We start from the raw sequence: 20,218 nt of genomic DNA, 5'->3' as shown, positions 1-20,218 counted from the left end.
CCGACCTGCCATGGTCGCGGTAAAATTATCCCGGATCCATGCAGCAAATGCCATGGCGAAGGCCGGGTGGAGAAAACCAAGACCCTGTCGGTGAAAATTCCTGCTGGTGTCGATACCGGTGATCGCATTCGTTTAAGCGGCGAAGGCGAAGCGGGCATGCATGGCGCACCGGCTGGTGATTTGTATGTGCAGGTGCATGTCAAAGAGCACCCAATCTTTGTGCGTGATGGCAATAACCTGTACTGCGATGTGCCTATCAGTTTTGCCACGGCTGCGCTGGGTGGTGAAATTGCTGTGCCTACACTGGATGGTCGGGTTAAGCTGAAAATTCCGGCCGAGACTCAGACCGAGAAAATGTTCCGTTTGCGCGGCAAAGGCGTGCAGTCGGTGCGCGGCGGCGGTGTTGGCGATCTGGTGTGCAAGGTGGTGATTGAAACCCCGGTGAACCTGAGCGAACAGCAAAAAGAGCTGCTGCGCCAACTGGATGCGACCATGGCCGGCGATAGTGAAGCTAAGCACCGGCCAAAGTCCAAAGGCTTTTTCGATGGGGTGAAAAAGTTCTTTGATGATTTGACCAGCTAAGCTGTTTCACACCTTTGGTTTTGTGAAAAACCGCAGCCCAAATTAAACCGCAGCCCAAGTGCTGCGGTTTTTTATCGTTGGTGTTCTTGCGCGCCTCAGATACAATAAAAAAACAGTTTTTCATAGGGATATAAGCATGCGTAAGTTTTTACTGCTCGCCATCGTGGCGGTACTCATTCTGGCGGCCTGCGCCCAGTCACCGACCGGTCGCCGGCAAATCATGTTGTTTAATGAAAACCAGCTGAGCAGCATGGGCGCTCAGACGTTTGATCAAATGAAAGAAGAGCTGACCATCTCCACCGACCGTCAAACCCAACGCTACGTGCAGTGTATCGCCGATGCGCTACTAAAAGTCACGCCAGAGCAATACATGGGTCATGAGTGGGAAGTTGTCGTTTTTGCCGATGATCAGGTGAATGCTTTTGCGCTGCCTGGCGGTAAAATTGGCGTGTACACCGGCTTATTGAAAGTGGCTGAAAACCAGCATCAACTGGCTGCAGTGATGGGGCATGAAATTGGCCATGTGATGGCTGGTCATGCCAATGAGCGGTTATCACGCAGTCAGCTGGTACAAACCGGCCTTGCGCTGACCGATGCAGCAACCCGTGCTGCCAATGTACGTTTTCAGCAGGAGATGATGGCCGGGCTTGGTTTGGGCTCTCAGGTGGGTTTGTTGCTGCCTTTTAGCCGTGAGCACGAGAGTGAAGCCGATATTATCGGCCTCGATCTGATGGCACAGGCCGGTTTTAATCCGGAGCAGGCAGTGGATTTATGGCGCAATATGGCGGCCGCCAGTGGTGGCCAGCGTAGCCCTGAGCTGCTGTCCAGCCACCCAGTACCAGAGAACCGTATTCGGGCCTTGCAGCAGCGGATGCCTCAAGCATCAGCGACCTATCAGCAGCGCCGGGCCCAGGGTAACTTACCCAATTGTGGTAGCCCGGGACCGCTTTAATACGGCAGTGTCCGTTAACTTTGTACATCCTGCCTGGTTGCTGGGACCGGTTTTAACAGCAACCACAACAGGGCGACTACCGCCAGCACCATGCAGTAAAAGCTGGCACTGACCACCTGCCAGGGGCTTAAGCCAAAACTGGCCGCCAGCAAAAGGGCCTGAGCGCCATAAGGCAACAAGCCCTGGCTGATGCAGGCAAAAATATCCAGCAGGCTGGCACTGCGCTTGGGCGTGATGCCATGGTTTTCTGCCAGCTTACGACTGATATCACCACTAATCACAATGGCCACGGTGTTGTTGGCAACGCAAAGATTGGTGCCAAACACCAGGCTGGCAATGCCAAGCTGACCGCTGCGCTCCGCTTGCATTTTGACTTTATCAAAGAAGGCACTCAGCCGCGAAGACAACCAGCCCAGGCCACCTTGCTGTTTGATAAACTCACCCAAGCCGCCAATAAACATCGAGAGTAAGAAAATCTCCTGCATTGAGGCGAAACCGGAAGCCATATCCTGACCAAGGTTCCCCAAAGGATAATTGCCAAACAAAGCTCCTTGCAAAGCTGCCAGTACAATACCCAGTGCTAGCACGGCAAACACATTCAACCCAGCCACTGCCAACACCAAAATGGCAACATAGGGCAGTGCCGCGCTCCAGCTGAACTCTTGGGCGGTAATCTCGGCCGGTACACTGCCAAACCAGACGTAGCCCAAAAGCACAATGGCTGCAGCCGGCAAGGCCAGCTTCAGGTTTTCGCGGAATTTATCTTTCATGCGTGCCCCCTGGGTGCGGGTGGACGCAATGGTGGTATCGGAAATAATGGATAAGTTATCACCAAACATGGCGCCACCTAGCAGGGCACCCGCCAGCAGTACTGGCGATAAACCGGTTTGTTCAGCCAGTACCACCGCTATGGGAGCCAGGGCACCTATGGTCCCCATCGACGTTCCCATGGCCAGTGCTATCAAGGCGGCAATTAGAAACAGGCCAGGTACCAGTAAAGATGGCGGCACCAGGCTCAGGCCGGCATTCACTACGGCATCGACGCCGCCTGTGGCGACCGCAACACTGGAAAAAGCACCAGCCAGCAAATAAATCAAACACATGGTCAGGATGGTATTTTGTCCTGCACCACGGATCAGCGTTTCAACCGCTTGCTGCATCGAGGTGCGGTGCAGCAGCATGGCAATCATCAGCGCTGGCAACACGGCAATATGGGCCGGTAGCTGGTAAAAGGCATAATCCACTCCCAGGCTTTGATAGTAAATACCTGCGCCCAGAAACAGCAGCACAAAGCTGGCCAATGGCAAAAAGGCTAGGGCGCCGTACTGGCGTGGGGTTACCATGGTGTGTTCTGGCATGCATCATCTCCGACCAGTCATAAAAACTCGCTGACTATATAGATGTCCAGACGTCCTGTCAACGTGTTGTAAATCTGTCTGTCACTATCCTTTACGGTATTTTCTTTGTGTATTCAATGCTTTTTTAGCTATTTACTGCTCTGATCAGTAATGACTATCTGCCTTGTTACCAAAATTAGGGAAACTGGGTGGGTGTCAGTAAATTTTACAGTCATAGCTCGAGGTTGCCTGATAAGACCTCCGACATGTTGGGCTGAGCCCTGTTTGAAAAATAGGCACGTTTTTTGCCATCAAACCTTTGAAGACGTGCTTAGCGTCTGAATAAAAACAACAAACAGGGTGGTTAACAATGACAATAAAACTATTTAAGCAACAACTAGCAAGGCTCCAAACGTTTTGCGCAGTGTTGGTATTTACACTACTGACAACACCTGCACTTTCCGCACCGATGTTTTCGGATATGTATATCTTTGGAGATAGTTTATCCGATACCGGCAATACCCGCGCAACCGTGCCGCTTGGGAGCTTTGCTCCTATCGCTGCTGAAGCTGGCTACGGTCCGAATGGACGTTTTTCCAATGGCGATCTTTGGCATGAGTTTATGGCGGATGACTTGGGGCTGAGTACGTCACGCTCGACAGCCGGCGGCAATAACTTTGCCTATGGTGGTGCTCGAATTAACAATGCAACAGGTTTTTCTGCTGGGGTGCTTTGGCAATGGGATAATTACCAAAGCCGTTTTGGCGGTGCTGTGATGGACCCGGCCGCCCTTTATGTGGTTTGGGCTGGCGGCAATGATATGCGGGATCTGGTGGGCAGCTCTGCCCCACTGATGATGATTACTTCCATCATGGGCAACTTTCAGGCCATGCTGACCGAGATGATTTTGGGTGGTGCAGCAACTTTGTTGGTGCCTAATTTACCTGACTTGGGCAGCATTCCGGAATTTAGATCGGGCTCGAACAGTTTTTCAGGGACGGAGGTCAGCACTCTGTGGAATCAGGCGTTGCAGTCGATGTTGCTGGGACTGGCACTGCAGTACCAGGTAGATATTTTTATGCTGGATGTATTTGGTATTTTTGACAGGATTTTAGCTGATCCTGCTTCGGAAGGTTTTGTAAATACAACGGGAGAGTGTCGGTCCATCCGTAGAAACTTCTTGGGGATTGCTTCAGAAGTTAGCTGTGCCAATGCGCATACCTATGTTTTTTGGGATGAAATTCATCCAACCAGCCGTGCGCATCAGGTGCTTGGTCGGGAAGCTTATGCCTTACTGGCTTCAGGGCAAACCGTGAACTTCCAGGTATCCGCTCCGGCCACCATGTTGTTGTTGGTCTCTGGTTTGATGCTGATTCGTTTGCGTCGCCGAGGCTAAACACAAGTCAAAAAAACGGGCCGCAATTGCGGCCCGATAGCATCTGGATACAACCGTTAGAACTTTTTACCACTCAGCAATTCTTGAATGGCACCGACGGAGCCGAGCACGTTGCTGGTCTCAATGGGCAAGAAGATGCGATCCCCTTCTTTGGCAATATTGGGCAGGGTCTGCAGGTATTCACGGCCGAGCAGATAACCAATAACCGTATCCGAGCTCAGCCGGCCATCACCGGAGGATAATACTTCCTCAATGGCTTTACGCTGACCTTGTGCACGTAGAATAGCGGCTTCTTTTTCACCTTGCGCACTTAAAATAGCGGCTTCCCGCTCACCTTGCGCCCGGGCAATAGCGGCTTGCTTTTCACCTTCGGCTTCCGTCACAGTGGCACGGCGCTGGCGCTCTGCCGTCATTTGCTTACGCATTGCTTCTTCAACGTCAACCGGTGGAGCAATATCCAGCAGCTCTACCCGAACTACTTTGATGCCCCAGCCATTACCGGCATCATCCAGCACCAGGCGCAGCCGCTCGTTGATTTCTTCACGCGACTCGAAAATAGAGTCCAGCTCCATCCGGCCGATTTCGGCCCGCAGCGAGGTTTTGGCCAATACTTCGACAGCCTGAATGATGTTTTCAACTTCGTACACAGCTCTGACCGGATCCATAATACGGAAGTACAGCACCCCATTGATGGTTACCGTCACGTTGTCTTTGGTGATCACACTTTGGCCAGGGAAATCCAGTACCGCTTCACGCAAATCAATGCGGGGTGTTTCAACGAATTTCAGGTTACGCAGCATGATAATAGGACGCGGCTTTTCAATAAAAGGCACGGTAATCTGGATGCCGGATTGCAAGGTACGGTTGTAGGTGCCCAGACGCTCAATCACCATGCACTCGCTGTTACGCACGATAAAGATGTTGTTGAGGATTAAAATGATGGCAAAACCTGCCACCCCGAGTAATAAAATTAACGCTAAGTCCATTGCAAACTCCTTGTAGTGATTATGATTTAATCTTGAGGTGCTACCAGTAAAGTAATGCCATCAATACGGCAGACTTTGACTTCCTGACCAGCCCGAAGCCAACTGGTGTCCTCACTGGCTGTCTCTGCTTTTACCGGGTAAAAACTGCCACTCATCTTCGCGACCAGCTTGTCGCCATGTAGCTCTAACACCACGCTTTGCTTGTAACCTGGTTCTGCCATATTGACAGCCTTGGAAGTACCCAAACCCTTTTTACGCAGCCAGAGCGATAGTGGTAAAAACATCAGGCAGCCAAAAGCAAATACAAACAGCGACTGGGTAAAGCTCAGAGCAAATAGCCAGCTGCTGATAGCGGCAGAAAAGGCACCCATCGAAATGGCTAAAATGACGAAGGTGCCTGTCATTAGTTCTACCATGCCAAATGCGATGGCAATAATAAGCCAGACCAATGCCAACATCTTGACTTCCTTAAATTGAAACTTGGTTCACACTACTATACTAAGTTTTGACGCTAAGCCCTACTGTCTTTTTGTAACAGGGTTTAGCAAACCTGTACTTGGCTGGACAAAACAGCAGCAGTCTGTCGCTAAATTCAACGGTTGTACGCTAAAAAGTGATACTGTTGCTGTTTTGATACGTAGCTGTCAGCGAACTTGTTCAGGAGTCTTTATGCAAAATTTTACCTTTCATAATCCAACTCGCATTGTGTTTGGCGAGCAACAGATCGCCGGGCTGGCAGCGCTAATCCCAGATGGAGCCAGGGTATTGCTGACCTATGGCGGTGGTTCCATCAAAAAAAATGGCGTCTACGATCAGGTGGTCGCCGCTCTGGACGGCAAAGTTTGGTTTGAATTTGCCGGCATCGAGCCGAATCCGTCTTTTGATACGCTGTTACAAGCCAGGGATCTGCTTAAGAGTGAGCAGCTGGATTTTATTTTGGCGGTTGGTGGTGGTAGTGTCATTGATGGCAGCAAGTTTATTGCCGCTGCGGCTTGTTATCAGGGTGATGCCTGGGATCTGCTTTGTGGTAAAGCCAAAGTCAATGCAGCCATTCCTTTGGGGTGCGTATTAACCCTGCCAGCAACTGGCTCTGAGAGCAATGGCAATTCAGTAGTCACCCGTTACAGCACCCAGGAGAAAATGGCCTTTTCCAGCCCACTGGTGTATCCACAATTTGCCATCTTAGATCCGACTACCACCTTTAGTCTGCCGCCCCGCCAGGTCGCTAATGGTGTGGTCGATGCCTTTGTCCATGTGATGGAGCAGTACCTGACGTACCCTGCGAACGCACCGGTGCAGGATCGCTTTGCTGAAGGTTTGCTACAAACTTTGATTGAACAGGGACCGCAGGCCCTGGAGCGGCCGGAGGATTACGCTGTACGTGCCAATGTGATGTGGGCAGCAACCATGGCGTTGAATGGCCTGATTGGGGTAGGGGTACCGCAAGATTGGGCGACCCATATGATTGGCCACGAAATCACAGCTTTGCATGGCTTGGATCATGCACAAACACTGGCCATTGTGCTGCCTGCTTTGATGCAGCAGCAACGCCGGCAAAAGCGTGACAAGCTGCTGCAATATGGCAAGCGGGTCTGGCAGCTGGTCCACCAGGATGAAGAACGTCTGATTGACGAGGCTATCAGCCATACCCGGGCTTTCTTCGAGCAAATGGGGGTGCCGACCCGGTTAGCTGATTATGGTATCGATGCCAGTGCCATCGATACCATGGTGGAGCGATTGGTGCAGCATAAGATGGTCAAGCTCGGCGAGCATGGGGATATTACGCCAGAAGTGTCCCGTGTTATTTTGCAAAGTGCTCTGTAAATCTCATACCAGTATTACCCTGGGCTTGCGCTTAGAATGAATAGCGCAGGCCCAGGCTTAGCATCCGAGTACTGAAGTTTTCGGTATCGTAGTGCGCAGCCGCTGCGCTGAGTTGCAGTTGTGAGCTAAGTTGATAACCCATCCCCAGTTCGGCGCCCAGACGAATGCGGCTGCGGCGTTCAGGCGACTGGGCAGCTGTCCCTTCAAATTGATAGCGGCTGCGGTTATCAAACAACGCCAGCCGGGCATAAGGCTGCCAGTGCTGACCCAAAGTAAAGTGGCCAACCAGGCTGAGTTCGGCGCCCCGGCCGCGTTGCGGTTGTGCTTTTAACGTGGCTTGCGGTTGATTCACCGGCAGGCCATCATAGTGCAATACCGCCTCGCCTAAATCCAGCCAGCCGAACTCTGCTGCCAGCCAGTGACTGAATCGATAGCCAGCAAACAGACGATAGGCTGTGTCTGAGTTCGACTGGAGCCTGACAATGCCTGAGACACCTGCCGTATTAAGTTTGCGCTCCGCTGCGCTAGCCAGGTTACCAGAGCTGTGGCTTCTGGCCTCACCGAGCTGCGCGCCGAGATACCAGTTCTGACTGAGTGCTACCATGGGTAGCAGTAACAGGCTGGCAGTAAAGATTTTCAGACTACTTTTCAGGCGATTGAACCGGAAACAGCGGCGCATCACCACAAACATCAGCAGCAGTATGGCGCTTAGTAAACTCGTACTACCGCCACTTGAGGTCACAGTGACACTGCTTGGCTGCCACTGGGCTTTCACCTGCAAATCTTGTGCTGGCATAGTGGTGGGTAGTGCCGGTGACCAGCCACTGAAGGTGTAGCCAGGGCGTGTGGGTGCAGGGGCGCTTATAGAAGCGCCAAAGTCCAGTACCAGATCTGGGATGGCCTGGCCCCCATCCACATCAAAGCGGATCACATACTGGTTGATTTGCCATTGTGCTGTAAGCTGCACATCGCTCTCTGGCATGGTGGCCGGGAAGGCTGGCTGCCAGCCGGTAAAGGTGTACCCTTTACGCCATGGTGCCTCCGGTTCTGCCAGTGAGCTGCCTACTAGAGCTGTAATCTTGGTGATTTCACTGCCACCTGCACTGTCAAAGGAAAGCGTGGCCATTTGTTGCTGTGCCAGTACGCCCGGATCTCGAATGACACTGTTGGCCCGACCATCATCGTCATTGGGTCCGCCATCTTCAATGGTTAGCCGGATGCAGGCATCGCCTTCGTTTAACCCAGCCCGCCAGCTATCGGATGATACTCCGGGGCAGTTGCCGAGTACATTACGTGGTGCACTGTCGATATGGTTGGCTTCATCTTCGACAAAATTCTGCCATAGCCCATTGACCAACTTCCGCCAGACGGCGTTGACTGGAATACTCTGACCGGCAGGCATGGGAATGGCTATTGGAACGGACTCACCTGGGCTTTGCAGTCCTACCAAATCCAGATTGACAATAAAGCCCAGCTGACGATAACCGATGTCATCTAAGCTGCCTTCACTGAGTGCCAGGCCAAACTGACCGCTTTGCCAGGATTCAAGCTCACTGTACAAGCCAAGCGTTAGTTGGAACAGCGCCGGTACTTCGACGAAGAGTGCTGCTTGGCCCTGGTCCTCACACTGAGCCACCCGACTGTTGCTAATGTCTTGCGGGCACAACGGCAAACGGTTAGGCTGATTGCTGTATTGGTTCTGACTGGCCGGTATGCCGCTCACACCGCTGTTGCTGCAATCGGCCACCGGGCATTCAGCAATCACATTCAGTGCTAGTTCCAGTTCCCCCTTACGGTCACCTGCTTCAGCACTGAGTTGCAGGTAGTGGCGGCCGGTCGAGAGCGCGGCTGGATCGAAATGGGCCGAGGCTCCGTTTTGAGTGATAGTAAGTCCCAGACTTTGCCAGTTAAAGTCGGCTGCTATACCGGAAAGCTCTGTTGCTCGCAGCTCGATAATGCCTCCACCGCGTTGTACAACAAGGCCTTCAATACCATCCTGCATGACTGTTGCTTGCAGCGCCAAAGGTGGAGGCTCGGCTTGTACCAGCAATTGATGGTTGTGCGGTGAACCTAACAAAGCCTGTTTAAGATCATTGCTTTGCAGCGTGACACTGCTTGCACCGCTTGCAGTTGCGGTGACACTGTATGCCCGGCGCAGGTTATCAGTCGCATTGAGCTCAAATGAGCCAGCCACATTGGCCTGACTAGCCTGAACCTGCACCTGCACTGGGTAGTCAATCGGTTCATCACTTAGCCAAATACTAAGTTGAGCCGAAACATCCTTTTGCACCGGCTGACTGGCGGCAGTAAAAGCAATAAAAGGCAGCACATCAAAGCTGACAATCAACTGTTCGCCAGAGACGGAGTCGGTAAATTCAAAGCTATAACGCCCGGTGCGTTCAGCACTAAACAAATAGCCGCCATCATCCAGCAAGGTAAGCAAGGTCTCAGCATCGGCTAGATCCAACCATACGGTGGCGCCACTGCGGGTATGTTGCAAAGCGCTTAGTGTCTGCTCACCTGCGCCATTAATCAGGCGGAAACGGCGCGCCTCCTGGCTGGCTGCCGGGCTGCTGTCTGCTATCTCGAGCGTCATGGCTGAGTGGATCGTCAGGCTGATGCTGCAGTCGGTTTTGATTGCCGCCGTAACAACCTGATTGCCTGAGCGGCTGGCAGCACAGTTGCTGTCAATCTGCACAAATTTATCCTCTGCCACACTAAGCTCGAAGCTGGTGCTGTTGCCAAAATTAACCTGTTGGCTGGCTGGGGTGACACTGCCGTCCCCGCTCAGGCTGACTGAAACCGTGAAGTCGCGGATCGTCCATTGTGCCGTAAACGCTACATCCTCAGTAGGCATGATGGCAGGCAGCTCTGGCTGCCAACCGGCAAATGCAAAACCTTCACGGGTTGGCGGTTCCGGTGGGTTGATGGCAGTACCAGCGTTGGCGGTCATTGCTGCAACAGCAGAGCCTCCAGCGCTGTCGAATGTTAAGGTATAGCTGGCCTCATTGTATTGCGCCGTGATGGTTGTATCTGCGGTGATGGCGCTAAAATCGCTGGGGCTCCAGCCGGTAAACGTATAACCGGGTCGACTGGGGTTGGCCGGTGCAGTTGCCCCGTTGCCATGACTCACCGTTTCGGTTTTCAGCACCGTCGCATTCCAGTCGACAAAGTTGACGGTGTAGCTTTCTGGGGCCCATTGTGCCGTCAGGGTCTGATTTTCTGCCGGCATGCTCGCAGGAATGGCCGGGTTCCAGCCGGTGAACGTATGGCCAGCACGGCTGGGGTTGGCTGGTGGCGTGATGGCACTGCCAAAGTTTTGGGTGATGGCGGCGACCGCGCTGCCGCCGGCCGAATCAAAGGTCAGCGTATAGCTGTTGATGCTGTACTGGGCTGTAAAGTTTGTACTGGCCGTGATGTTGCTCAAGTCACTTGGACTCCAGCCGGTAAAGCTGTAGCCGGTCCTACTGGGGGCTGCAGGTGGGATTGCGCTGTTGCCATGACTGACATTCTGGCTATTGAGGACAAAGCCATTCCAGTCGAGAAAACTAACGATGTAGTTGTGCGGGCTCCATTGTGCCGTCAGGGTCTGATTTTCTGCCGGCATGCTCGCAGGAATGGCCGGGTTCCAGCCGGTGAACGTATGGCCGGTACGGCTGGGGTCGGCTGGTGGCGTGATGGCACTGCTAAATTCCTGCGTAATGGCGGCGACCGCATTGCCGCCAGCGGAATCAAAGGTCAGGGTATAGCTATTGATGCTGTACTGCGCGGTGATGGTGGTATCGGTCGTGATATTGCTGAAATCGCCGGGACTCCAGCCGGTAAAGCTGTGGCCAGTCCGGCTTGGATTGGCTGGGGCGGTGGCGCTGCTGCCATGACTGACGGTTTCGGTTTTCAGCACAGTGGCATCCCAGTCGACAAAATTGACGGTGTAGCTGGGGGGCGTGACTTCCACCTGAAAGGCTTGCTGAGCACTGTTACCGGCAGCATCGGTTACGGTAATGGTGATGGTGGACGTACCGGTATCAGCCCCTGTGATGGTGACAGTGCGATTGGCTCCGCTACCTCCCAATACCACATTCGCTAGCGGTGCAGCAATGGTATTGGAGGATGCCCGGTTAACGGACAGGCTGCCGGTAGCTGTCAGGTTATCGGCTATGGTAAAGCCCAGCGCAGCGGTGGATTGGCCGACACCGACCGTTTGATTGCCTATGGCTGTGATGGAAGGAGGCATAGTATCCACCAAAATGCCCGTAGTATTACCCACATTGTTCAGGATTACATTCAGATTGTTGCCTGCGCTGTCCCGAATGGTGCCACCATTGAGCTGTAAAGTGCTTACTTCAATGCCATCCAGATCGTTATCACCTGCTTGCACGACATAGCGAAATACCACAGCAGTGGTGCCGCTGCCACTCAGGTAGCTGGCGAAGCGGCTGGTACCGCCGATATCCAGAGCGATGCGGGGCGTCCCGCCCATCGTATTTACCGTAAGGGCTTCAGAGGCATTGAGGGTGAAGTCCAGTGAGTGTCCTGTGCTGTAGATGTCGAAAGGAGGCACAGCCACCGAGTTCACAGCAGGAGGAACATCATCCAGTACCGTGATGGTGAAGACTTTTTCAAAGGTATTAGCAGCACTGTCGGTAGTGCGAGTTCGCACGCTGTAATTACCCGCCGCCAGGCTGGATGCATTGTTGGCTCGTAGTTGGTCGCCATTGATGTTAAAGCTGCCGTTGTTGCTATCGCCAGCACCGGCTACCAGGCTGTAGGTATGAGTATCGCCATCATCGGGATCAACTGAGCTTAGGTTACCTACCACCGCATTGACACCAGCGCTTTGGTTGACACTGCTATTGCTAAGCAGGATATCGGTGGGTGGGTCATTGGCAACGGGCACATCCTCCATCACCAGTTGGAACATCAGATCGCGATCCAGAAACTGGGTTCCCTCGTAGTAAAGCGAACCGCCTGGATAAGGTGCAGGTACAGCATTGTTCGCATCATTCACATAAGTATAAAAGGTGTTGGTGCCGCCACCGGCAAAATAAAAGGTATAGACGTCCCCGTTGTTCAGGACAAAATTGCCATCGCTCATTGGTATAATGGAATAATCATTCAGGGCCACGGCTTGATGCAGCAATGTCGTTTCAAAAGTGAACGTTCCCAGCAGGTCACCGGCTAGGCCATCGCCACGATAAAGGGTGATAGTCAGTTCATTACGACCTGCACCTTGATACGTTGAACCATCAGAAAAACTGAGAAGTCGCAGTTCTTTAATACGGCCATCTTTACAAGTGGTAAAGCTTTGCCCGATAGCATGATCGCTAGCGTCTGCAGTAATGACTTCAGAGATATCTGAGGTCGAGGATGTGATGGTACATTCACTGGCACTTACCGCCGTTGAAAACAGCAGAGATGAACATAACAGAAGCAGGCTAATCAGGTGTTTGTCGAATGCTCGCATAGCACGGAATCCTTTTTACTGAACAATCGTTCATCATGAACCACTAAAGCATTAAGGTGACGCCTCTGCCAGGAGCCACCTTTTGGCTAGCCACGGCTTGGATAAATACCTTGCAGAGCAATAATAAAACTAACCGCCGTATAAGGTTGCATCAGGCTAACAGGTGCTCCTCCGCCGGCGCTGCCACTGCTGCCTTTCAGCTCGACAGTGGCGTTACCGGTCATTGGCTTTAAAGTGGTGTTGGGTGAGCTGCTGTAAGCATTGGTCGCATTAAAGCCAGACATGATTTTGGCCGGTACCACCGTCTCACCCGGCGTACTGGCATTGGCAGCTTCACTGGATGCTTGTTGGGCCAGTGTTAAAGAGGCGCTTGCATCCAGATCGATGGTGTGTGTATGAGGCGGCATTTGCGCCTGTGTTAGGGTTTGCTGCTCCTGGCCTCCGGTTTGACCGGCTTGATAATGACTCGAGCCAGGGCTTTGGCCTGCACAGAGTGGCACTCGCCCTTGCAGGTTAGGCAGTCTGAATGATGTTGTGCCATTGCCACCATAGGTGGTACCTAAAATTGAGTAAAGCGCGGAATTGCTGCTGATCGGAAGCTCCTGGCCTGCGCAAAAAGCCCAGCCTTGAGGGGCATAGGTGCCGGCAAACATACGGATTTCTCCAAGAAAGGGATCTGCCATTTATCATTCTCCAATGATTAAGTCTAAGCGTTAAGTGCTCACCTGAGGTGAATAGGAGCTATCAAGGTGTGGGTACGTGCTTCAGGTTAGCTGGTCTGTAGCCCCATACAACTTATAGTGATTACAGGGTTGATATGCCTGACGAAACGATGACTTTTTTCTGATATCTGTATTATGGTCAAATTGTGACTGATCCTGTAATGGGAATTGATAATCAATAAATACGGGGCCGCCTTGATGGGATTACAACCCGCCTGTAGCAGTAGGAAGCCAACATAATGACAGGAAGGGGGGGCTGGATTGGATAGGGCTGAACCCAAGCTCCAGATATAAGGTATGAGCGGCGATATTGTCTTGATACACCGATAGTTGCACTGGTTTGTTTCGTTGAACAGCGAAATCTTGCAGTGCCCGGATGCATGCCCGAGCATAGCCTTGCCGTCGGTGATCAGGCAATAAAGCAATATCTATCAAACGGATATTAGTGTTGGCTGTATCAAGCAAGATTCTGCCAATGCCACAGTTTGCGTATTCAATGATCAAAGAACAGGCCTTAGGATACTGTTGGCGGTAGCCCGAATATTGTGCTTGATACTGCATGGTGATCAGGTGCTCAGCCTGTGCTGGTGGTAGTTGTAGTTGCTGGAGATCTTGCCTGGTGGCCGCATACAGAGCCAACAAAAACTCTTGATCTGCTTCAGTTGCTTGCCGAACGGCCAGTCCAGGCAAGGTGAGATGGAAGTTCAAAGCAGATGCAGTCAGCATGGACAGGATCACCATCGTTATGAGCAGAATCCTTATTAGTTGCATGAAGCCAATTGGACGTCAATAAGCTGCAGGATTGCTTTTAAAAAAAGAGCATGCAGCATCTTGATGGCGAACAGACTGAACGCTTGCCTTGCTTTTCAGCAGGGTTCAGTTCTGTTCTAATACCCCCTTATTTAGTCAGCGGAATACAAAGTGATGTCAAAAGTCGGAGTTTTTGGTGCCAATGGCCGGATGGGGCGGGCCCTGGTGCAGGTTTGTCAGGAGCAGCGACTAACGCTGGGTGCGGCCACAGTGCGTGCCGGCTCCAATTGGCTTGGTCTGGATGCAGGGGAAGTGGCGGCCTGCGGTAAATTGAATGTGCCGCTGCAGGCTACTTCGGCTGAAGCTTTAGCCAAGGCTGATGTGTGGGTGGATTTCACCATGCCGGAGCCAATGCTGGAGCATCTGGCTTTGGCGGTGGCGGCCAAAAAAGCCATGGTGATTGGTGTCACTGGCCTGACCGATGCGCAGTATCAAGAGCTGCAGCAAGCCAGCCTGCAGATCCCCATCGTCTGGGCCCCCAACATGAGTGTTGGCGTAAATTTATTACTGCACCTGGTGCAAACAGCCGCCAAAGTGATGGGGCAGACGGCCGATATCGAGATCATCGAGGCGCATCATCGTTATAAAAAAGATGCGCCGTCCGGTACAGCTATGGCGATTGGTGCCAGTATTGCCAAAACGCTTGGGCGAGATTTAGCCGACTGTGCTGTCTATGGCCGGGAAGGTATGACTGGTGAGCGAGAGCACAAGACCATAGGTTTTGCCACCGTACGAGGTGGTGACATAATTGGCGATCACACCGCTCTTTTTGCTGATTTAGGCGAAAGATTAGAAATAACGCACAAAGCGAGCAGTAGAACCACCTTCGCCCAAGGTGCCATCAGGGCTGCCATGTGGTTGCAAAACAAACAGCCCGGACTTTATTCCATGCAACAAGTGCTTGGATTGACCGATTTGAATTAGGGTTTTGCTGTTTAGTGGTAAAAAAAACGCAAAAGGGATGATTTCCTCTGAACTTCAAAAAAGCATTAGACGAATTCGCCAAGTTGGCATAAAATACCGAGAATTTGCCTGGGCGAATTGAGAGTTCCTCAAGGTTGAATTTATATTCATTTTTTTAATGTATTTATTCAGCCTTGAGCCGCTAGTTGCTTTGGATTAAAAACGGGTGTTGAACGAGCAAGTTTAAGCCCGTTTTTTGCTGTTTGGAGGTTATTTTGACGACGTCTGCCTTGCTGGTTTTAGAAGATGGCACTGTATTTCATGGTACGGCCATCGGTGCCGAAGGAGTTTCAGTCGGAGAGGTGGTATTCAATACCTCGATGACCGGGTATCAGGAGATCTTAACCGACCCCTCCTATGCTGAACAAATGGTCACTCTGACCAACCCGCACATTGGCAACACCGGCACCAATGATGAAGATGAAGAATCCAGCCGGATCTGGGCCAAAGGCCTGATCATTCGAGACCTCCCGCTGGTGGCCAGCAACTTCCGCAATCAGGCTTCGCTCTCCGACTATTTAAAGCAACGTGGTATTCTGGGCATCGCCGATATCGATACCCGTAAGCTTACCCGCATTCTGCGTGAGAAAGGCGCTTTAAATGGCTGTTTAATGGCAGGCACTGAGCTGGATGCCGACAAAGCACTGGCACAGGCCAAAGCGTTCCCTGGATTAAAAGGCATGGATTTGGCCAAAGAAGTCACCGTTTCCGAGCCGTACCTATGGAGCGAAGGCAGTTGGCAACTTGGCAAAGGCTTTGTCAGCCCGGAAAAAACGCCGTTCCATGTGGTCGCTTATGATTATGGTGTCAAACGCAATATTTTGCGCATGTTGGTCGACCGTGGTTGCAAACTGACTGTGGTGCCGGCACAAACCTCCGCCAGCGACGTGCTGGCACTGAGTCCGGATGGCATTTTCTTATCCAATGGCCCGGGCGATCCGGCTCCGTGTGATTACGCCATCACCGCGATCAAAGCGTTGTTGGCAACCGATATCCCGGTGTTTGGTATCTGCCTGGGGCACCAATTGTTGGCGTTGGCCAGTGGCGCCAAAACGACCAAGATGAAGTTTGGCCACCACGGTGGCAACCATCCGGTGCAAAACCTCGACACTAAAAAAGTGATGATTACGGCGCAGAACCACGGCTTTGCGGTAGAAGAAGAGGGCTTGCCTTCGAACCTGAGGGCAACGCACAAGTCCTTGTTTGATGGCAGCTTGCAGGGCATTCACCGTACCGACAAGCCGGCCTTTAGTTTTCAGGGCCACCCGGAAGCAAGCCCGGGGCCACACGATGCGGCCGAGCTGTTCGATCACTTTATCGATCTGATGCGTCAGCGTCAGCATTAATTCAGGCTAGCGAGGAAAGACAGAGTAAATTATGCCAAAACGTACTGATTTAAAAAGCATTCTTATCCTTGGCGCCGGCCCAATCGTGATTGGCCAGGCCTGTGAATTTGACTACTCCGGTGCCCAGGCCTGTAAAGCCTTGCGTGAAGAAGGCTTCCGGGTGGTGTTGGTGAACTCGAACCCGGCCACCATTATGACCGATCCTGAAATGGCCGATGCCACCTACATCGAACCTATCCATTGGCAGGTGGTAGAAAAGATCATTGAAAAAGAACGGCCTTGCGCTGTATTACCTACCATGGGTGGCCAGACGGCGCTGAACTGTGCACTGGATCTGGAGCGCCATGGAGTATTAAAGAAATACAATGTCGAAATGATTGGCGCCACTGCCGATGCAATTGATAAAGCCGAAGATCGCAGCCGTTTTGACAAAGCCATGCGCTCCATCGGTCTGGAATGTCCGCGTGCAGGTATGGCCCACTCGATGGAAGAAGCTTATGCCGTGCTGGAAGACATCGGTTTTCCGTGCATTATCCGCCCGTCTTTTACCATGGGTGGCTCAGGTGGCGGAATCGCTTATAACCGTGAAGAATTTGAAGAAATCTGTACCCGTGGCCTGGATTTATCACCGACCAAAGAGTTGTTGATTGATGAGTCCCTGATTGGCTGGAAAGAGTACGAGATGGAGGTGGTGCGGGATAAAAACGACAACTGCATCATCGTCTGCTCGATTGAAAACTTCGATCCAATGGGCGTGCATACCGGTGATTCCATCACAGTTGCACCAGCGCAAACCCTGACCGATAAAGAATACCAGTTGATGCGAAATGCCTCGCTGGCAGTATTGCGGGAAATCGGCGTGGAAACCGGCGGTTCCAATGTGCAGTTTGGTATCAACCCGGAAGATGGCCGCATGGTCATTATCGAAATGAACCCACGGGTATCGCGTTCATCGGCCCTGGCGTCCAAAGCGACAGGTTTCCCCATTGCTAAGGTGGCTGCCAAACTGGCGGTCGGCTATACCCTGGATGAACTGGCCAATGAAATCACCGGTGGTATTACGCCAGCTTCATTTGAGCCAAGCATTGATTACGTGGTGACCAAGGTACCTCGCTTTAATTTTGAAAAGTTCGCCGGTGCCAATGACCGCCTGACCACTCAGATGAAATCGGTCGGTGAAGTGATGGCTATAGGTCGCAATCAACAAGAGTCGATGCAAAAAGCATTGCGCGGCCTTGAAATTGGTGTTTCGGGCTTGGATCCGATGCAAGATCTCACCGCACCCGACGCCAAAGAGCGGCTGATCCGTGAACTGAAGGAGCCAGGTGCGCATCGTATTTGGTACATCGCCGATGCGTTTCGTTTTGGTATGAGTCAGCAGGAAATCTTTGAACTGACCAAAGTGGATCCCTGGTTCCTGGTGCAAATTGAGGATTTGGTGCAAGAAGAGCAGGCGATCCACGATGCTGGTTTCTCCGGCCTGGATGAAGTGAGCTTACGTCGCTATAAGCGCAAAGGCTTCTCTGATCAGCGTATTGCCGATTTGCTGGGCGTGAGTGAAAACGAAGTGCGCAAGAAACGCCATGGGTTTGGCCTGCATCCGGTGTACAAGCGGGTGGATACCTGTGCGGCCGAATTTGCCTCCAACACGGCCTACATGTACAGCACTTACGATGAAGAGTGTGAAGCAGCGCCATCCAATCGCGATAAAATCATGATTTTGGGTGGCGGTCCGAACCGGATTGGTCAGGGTATTGAATTTGACTATTGCTGTGTGCATGCAGCCTTAGCGCTGCGTGACGATGGTTATGAAACCATTATGGTCAACTGCAACCCGGAAACCGTGTCTACCGACTACGATACCTCTGATCGGTTGTATTTTGAGCCTATCACGCTGGAAGATGTATTGGAAATAGTCGCCAAAGAGCAGCCCAAAGGCGTGATCGTACAGTACGGTGGGCAAACCCCATTGAAACTGGCACGGGCGCTCGAAGCAGCAGGCGTGCCTATCATTGGTACTTCGCCGGATGCCATTGACAGGGCTGAGGATCGTGAGCGTTTCCAGCAAGCGGTGGACCGCCTGGGTTTAAAACAGCCGAAAAATGCTACCGTCACCAGTCTGGAAGAAGCACTGTTAAAAGCTGGTGATATTGGTTTTCCAATGGTGGTACGTCCTTCCTATGTGCTTGGCGGTCGGGCGATGGAAATCGTCTACGATGAGACCGATTTAAAACGCTACATGACCGATGCGGTGAGCGTATCCAATGAAGCACCGGTCCTGTTGGATAACTTCCTGGATGATGCCATTGAAGTAGATATCGATGCCATCTGCGATGGCAAGGAAGTGGTCATCGGCGGCATTATGGAGCATATCGAGCAAGCTGGCGTGCATTCAGGTGACTCGGCCTGCACTTTGCCACCGCACAGTTTGTCGGCGGCTATTCAGGATGTGATGCGCGAGCAGGTGCGTAAATTGGCACTGGAACTTGGGGTGGTCGGTTTGATGAACACCCAGTTTGCGGTGAAAGATGGGGAAGTCTACCTCATTGAGGTGAACCCTCGCGCTGCCCGGACCGTGCCTTTTGTCTCCAAAGCAACGGGTATTCAGGTAGCCAAAGTAGGTGCTCGCTGCATGGCTGGACGCAGTCTGGCTGAGCAAGGGGTAACGAAGGAAGTGATTCCGCCTTATTTCTCGGTAAAAGAAGTGGTGATCCCCTTTAACAAGTTCCCGGGCGTGGATCCGATCCTTGGCCCGGAAATGCGTTCTACCGGTGAGGTGATGGGGGTTGGCGATACTTTCGAAGAAGCCTTTGCCAAAGCCGAATTGGGATGCGGTACCGTGATCCCTACCGGTGGTCGGGCTTTACTTTCGGTGCGTAACAGCGATAAAGTGCGTGTAATAGAGCTGGCCAGACGTATGCTGGAATTAGGCTTTGAACTGGACGCGACCAAAGGCACCGCTGCAACTTTGCAGCAAGCTGGTGTTGAATGCCGTGTGGTGAACAAGGTGTTGGAAGGCCGGCCACATATTCTGGATAGAATCAAAAACGGTGAGTACAGTTACATTGTGAATACCACCGAAGGCCGTCAGGCAATTGAAGATTCTAAAGTGTTGCGTCGGGGTGCCCTGCAGCATAAAGCCAACTATACAACGACATTAAATGCTGCTTTTGCAACGTGCAAAGCCAGTGCTGCCAGCGCTTTTGAGCGGGTGGCGTCGGTGCAGGAGCTGCATAAGAGAGTAAACGGATGAAAATACCAATGACGGTTCAGGGCGCAGAAATGCTGCGCGCTGAATTGAATGAACTAAAATCGGTTAAGCGACCACAGATTATTCAGGCCATCGCCGATGCGCGTGAACATGGCGATTTGAAAGAGAATGCCGAGTATCATGCCGCCCGGGAAGCTCAAAGCTTTTGTGAAGGCCGTATTCAGGATATCGAAGGCAAACTGGGCAATGCCCAGATCATCGATGTCAGCAGCATGCCGAACAATGGCAAGGTGATTTTTGGTGCTACGGTCACGATTCTCAACCTCGATACTGAGGAAGAAGTCAGCTACCGCATTGTCGGTGATGATGAAGCTGATATTAAAAAGAACCTGATATCGGTCAACTCGCCGATAGCCCGTGGTTTGATTGGTAAAGAGCAGGATGATGTGGTGACCATCAACACACCAAAAGGCATGGTTGAGTTTGAAATCACCGCTGTTCAATACCTTTGATTGAGCTACGCACCTATGAAAAGCGGCTTCGGCCGCTTTTTTTTGCGCTTTAGTCGCAAGAAGGTCGCGGGTCTGACCTGCTAACCAATCAGGATCGATTAAAATAGCCAGCT

14 protein-coding genes are annotated in these 20,218 nt (G+C 52.1%); 8 read left to right on the top strand and 6 right to left on the bottom strand.

Translation table 11 applies throughout. The annotated features are described in order from the left end of the window. Both BLW37_RS10500 and BLW37_RS10495 read left to right on the top strand, forming a co-directional pair. A partial coding sequence (locus BLW37_RS10500) for a DnaJ C-terminal domain-containing protein (RefSeq protein ID WP_281248655.1) occupies positions 1-582 on the top strand: 582 nt, incomplete at its 5' end. A 136-nt stretch (positions 583-718) separates the two neighbouring features. Beyond that, positions 719-1,534, top strand: a complete 816-nt coding sequence (locus BLW37_RS10495) for a M48 family metallopeptidase (RefSeq protein ID WP_091342560.1) — start codon at positions 719-721, stop codon at positions 1,532-1,534. A 14-nt stretch (positions 1,535-1,548) separates the two neighbouring features. On the opposite strand, the gene BLW37_RS10490 is transcribed toward BLW37_RS10495, so the two are convergent. Further along, positions 1,549-2,892, bottom strand: a complete 1,344-nt coding sequence (locus BLW37_RS10490) for a Na+/H+ antiporter NhaC family protein (RefSeq protein ID WP_245785698.1) — start codon at positions 2,890-2,892, stop codon at positions 1,549-1,551. Between the two features lie 460 nt (positions 2,893-3,352). Between BLW37_RS10490 and BLW37_RS10485 the strand changes: the two genes are divergently transcribed. After that, positions 3,353-4,267, top strand: a complete 915-nt coding sequence (locus tag BLW37_RS10485; protein ID WP_171907595.1) for an SGNH/GDSL hydrolase family protein — start codon at positions 3,353-3,355, stop codon at positions 4,265-4,267. A gap of 56 nt (positions 4,268-4,323) precedes the next feature. On the opposite strand, the gene BLW37_RS10480 is transcribed toward BLW37_RS10485, so the two are convergent. Together BLW37_RS10480 and BLW37_RS10475 are read right to left on the bottom strand one after the other, a co-directional pair. Continuing rightward, complete coding sequence (locus BLW37_RS10480; RefSeq protein WP_091342556.1) at positions 4,324-5,253, bottom strand: SPFH domain-containing protein; 930 nt, start codon at positions 5,251-5,253, stop codon at positions 4,324-4,326. A 26-nt stretch (positions 5,254-5,279) separates the two neighbouring features. Then, a complete protein-coding gene (locus BLW37_RS10475) occupies positions 5,280-5,711 on the bottom strand; it encodes an NfeD family protein (RefSeq protein ID WP_091342554.1) in 432 nt (143 codons plus the stop codon). Positions 5,712-5,922: 211 nt separating this feature from the next. Between BLW37_RS10475 and BLW37_RS10470 the strand changes: the two genes are divergently transcribed. Next, on the top strand, positions 5,923-7,077 hold the full coding sequence (locus tag BLW37_RS10470; RefSeq protein ID WP_091342552.1) for an iron-containing alcohol dehydrogenase: 1,155 nt from the start codon (positions 5,923-5,925) through the stop codon (positions 7,075-7,077). Between the two features lie 31 nt (positions 7,078-7,108). On the opposite strand, the gene BLW37_RS10465 is transcribed toward BLW37_RS10470, so the two are convergent. The 3 genes from BLW37_RS10465 to BLW37_RS10455 all read right to left on the bottom strand — a co-directional run bounded on the left by BLW37_RS10465 (position 7,109) and on the right by BLW37_RS10455 (position 13,989). Continuing rightward, entirely contained in the window at positions 7,109-12,541 is a 5,433-nt protein-coding gene (locus BLW37_RS10465) for an InlB B-repeat-containing protein (protein ID WP_091342549.1), read from the bottom strand. Between the two features lie 86 nt (positions 12,542-12,627). Then, a complete protein-coding gene (locus BLW37_RS10460; RefSeq protein WP_091342547.1) occupies positions 12,628-13,224 on the bottom strand; it encodes a phage tail protein in 597 nt (198 codons plus the stop codon). Positions 13,225-13,467: 243 nt separating this feature from the next. Then, entirely contained in the window at positions 13,468-13,989 is a 522-nt protein-coding gene (locus BLW37_RS10455; protein WP_171907594.1) for a GNAT family N-acetyltransferase, read from the bottom strand. 198 nt (positions 13,990-14,187) lie between these two features. Between BLW37_RS10455 and dapB the strand changes: the two genes are divergently transcribed. The 4 genes from dapB to greA all read left to right on the top strand — a co-directional run bounded on the left by dapB (position 14,188) and on the right by greA (position 20,105). Then, positions 14,188-14,997, top strand: coding sequence for a 4-hydroxy-tetrahydrodipicolinate reductase (gene dapB / locus BLW37_RS10450; RefSeq protein ID WP_091342543.1), 810 nt, complete (start codon positions 14,188-14,190; stop codon positions 14,995-14,997). A gap of 254 nt (positions 14,998-15,251) precedes the next feature. Beyond that, positions 15,252-16,382: a glutamine-hydrolyzing carbamoyl-phosphate synthase small subunit gene (carA, locus tag BLW37_RS10445; protein WP_091342613.1), complete on the top strand. Its 1,131-nt coding sequence runs from the start codon at positions 15,252-15,254 to the stop codon at positions 16,380-16,382. Between the two features lie 31 nt (positions 16,383-16,413). Continuing rightward, positions 16,414-19,635: a carbamoyl-phosphate synthase large subunit gene (gene carB, locus BLW37_RS10440; RefSeq protein WP_091342540.1), complete on the top strand. Its 3,222-nt coding sequence runs from the start codon at positions 16,414-16,416 to the stop codon at positions 19,633-19,635. Next, the gene (gene greA / locus BLW37_RS10435; RefSeq protein WP_091342538.1) at positions 19,632-20,105 is read left to right on the top strand and encodes a transcription elongation factor GreA; all 474 of its coding nucleotides are present in this window, start codon (positions 19,632-19,634) and stop codon (positions 20,103-20,105) included. Before carB ends, greA begins: the two co-directional genes overlap by 4 nt. The last annotated feature ends 113 nt before the right edge of the window (positions 20,106-20,218 follow it).

The organism is Alkalimonas amylolytica (genome assembly GCF_900107845.1).
Taxonomy (GTDB): Bacteria; Pseudomonadota; Gammaproteobacteria; order Enterobacterales; family Alteromonadaceae; genus Alkalimonas; species Alkalimonas amylolytica.
The sequence above is the reverse complement of the archived record's forward strand: the minus strand, read 5'-3'. Positions and strand labels throughout refer to the sequence as shown.

What these genes read in the sequence shown, in the direction of transcription:
- greA (WP_091342538.1), top strand. Translation starts at nt 19,632, where the DNA reads ATGAAAATACCAATGACGGTTCAGGGCGCAGAAATGCTGCGCGCTGAA.
- BLW37_RS10480 (WP_091342556.1), bottom strand. Translation starts at nt 5,253, where the DNA reads ATGGACTTAGCGTTAATTTTATTACTCGGGGTGGCAGGTTTTGCCATC.
- BLW37_RS10490 (WP_245785698.1), bottom strand. Translation starts at nt 2,892, where the DNA reads ATGCCAGAACACACCATGGTAACCCCACGCCAGTACGGCGCCCTAGCC.
- dapB (WP_091342543.1), top strand. Translation starts at nt 14,188, where the DNA reads ATGTCAAAAGTCGGAGTTTTTGGTGCCAATGGCCGGATGGGGCGGGCC.
- BLW37_RS10455 (WP_171907594.1), bottom strand. Translation starts at nt 13,989, where the DNA reads ATGCTGACTGCATCTGCTTTGAACTTCCATCTCACCTTGCCTGGACTG.
- BLW37_RS10495 (WP_091342560.1), top strand. Translation starts at nt 719, where the DNA reads ATGCGTAAGTTTTTACTGCTCGCCATCGTGGCGGTACTCATTCTGGCG.
- BLW37_RS10465 (WP_091342549.1), bottom strand. Translation starts at nt 12,541, where the DNA reads ATGCGAGCATTCGACAAACACCTGATTAGCCTGCTTCTGTTATGTTCA.
- carB (WP_091342540.1), top strand. Translation starts at nt 16,414, where the DNA reads ATGCCAAAACGTACTGATTTAAAAAGCATTCTTATCCTTGGCGCCGGC.
- BLW37_RS10475 (WP_091342554.1), bottom strand. Translation starts at nt 5,711, where the DNA reads ATGTTGGCATTGGTCTGGCTTATTATTGCCATCGCATTTGGCATGGTA.
- BLW37_RS10460 (WP_091342547.1), bottom strand. Translation starts at nt 13,224, where the DNA reads ATGGCAGATCCCTTTCTTGGAGAAATCCGTATGTTTGCCGGCACCTAT.
- BLW37_RS10485 (WP_171907595.1), top strand. Translation starts at nt 3,353, where the DNA reads ATGTATATCTTTGGAGATAGTTTATCCGATACCGGCAATACCCGCGCA.
- BLW37_RS10470 (WP_091342552.1), top strand. Translation starts at nt 5,923, where the DNA reads ATGCAAAATTTTACCTTTCATAATCCAACTCGCATTGTGTTTGGCGAG.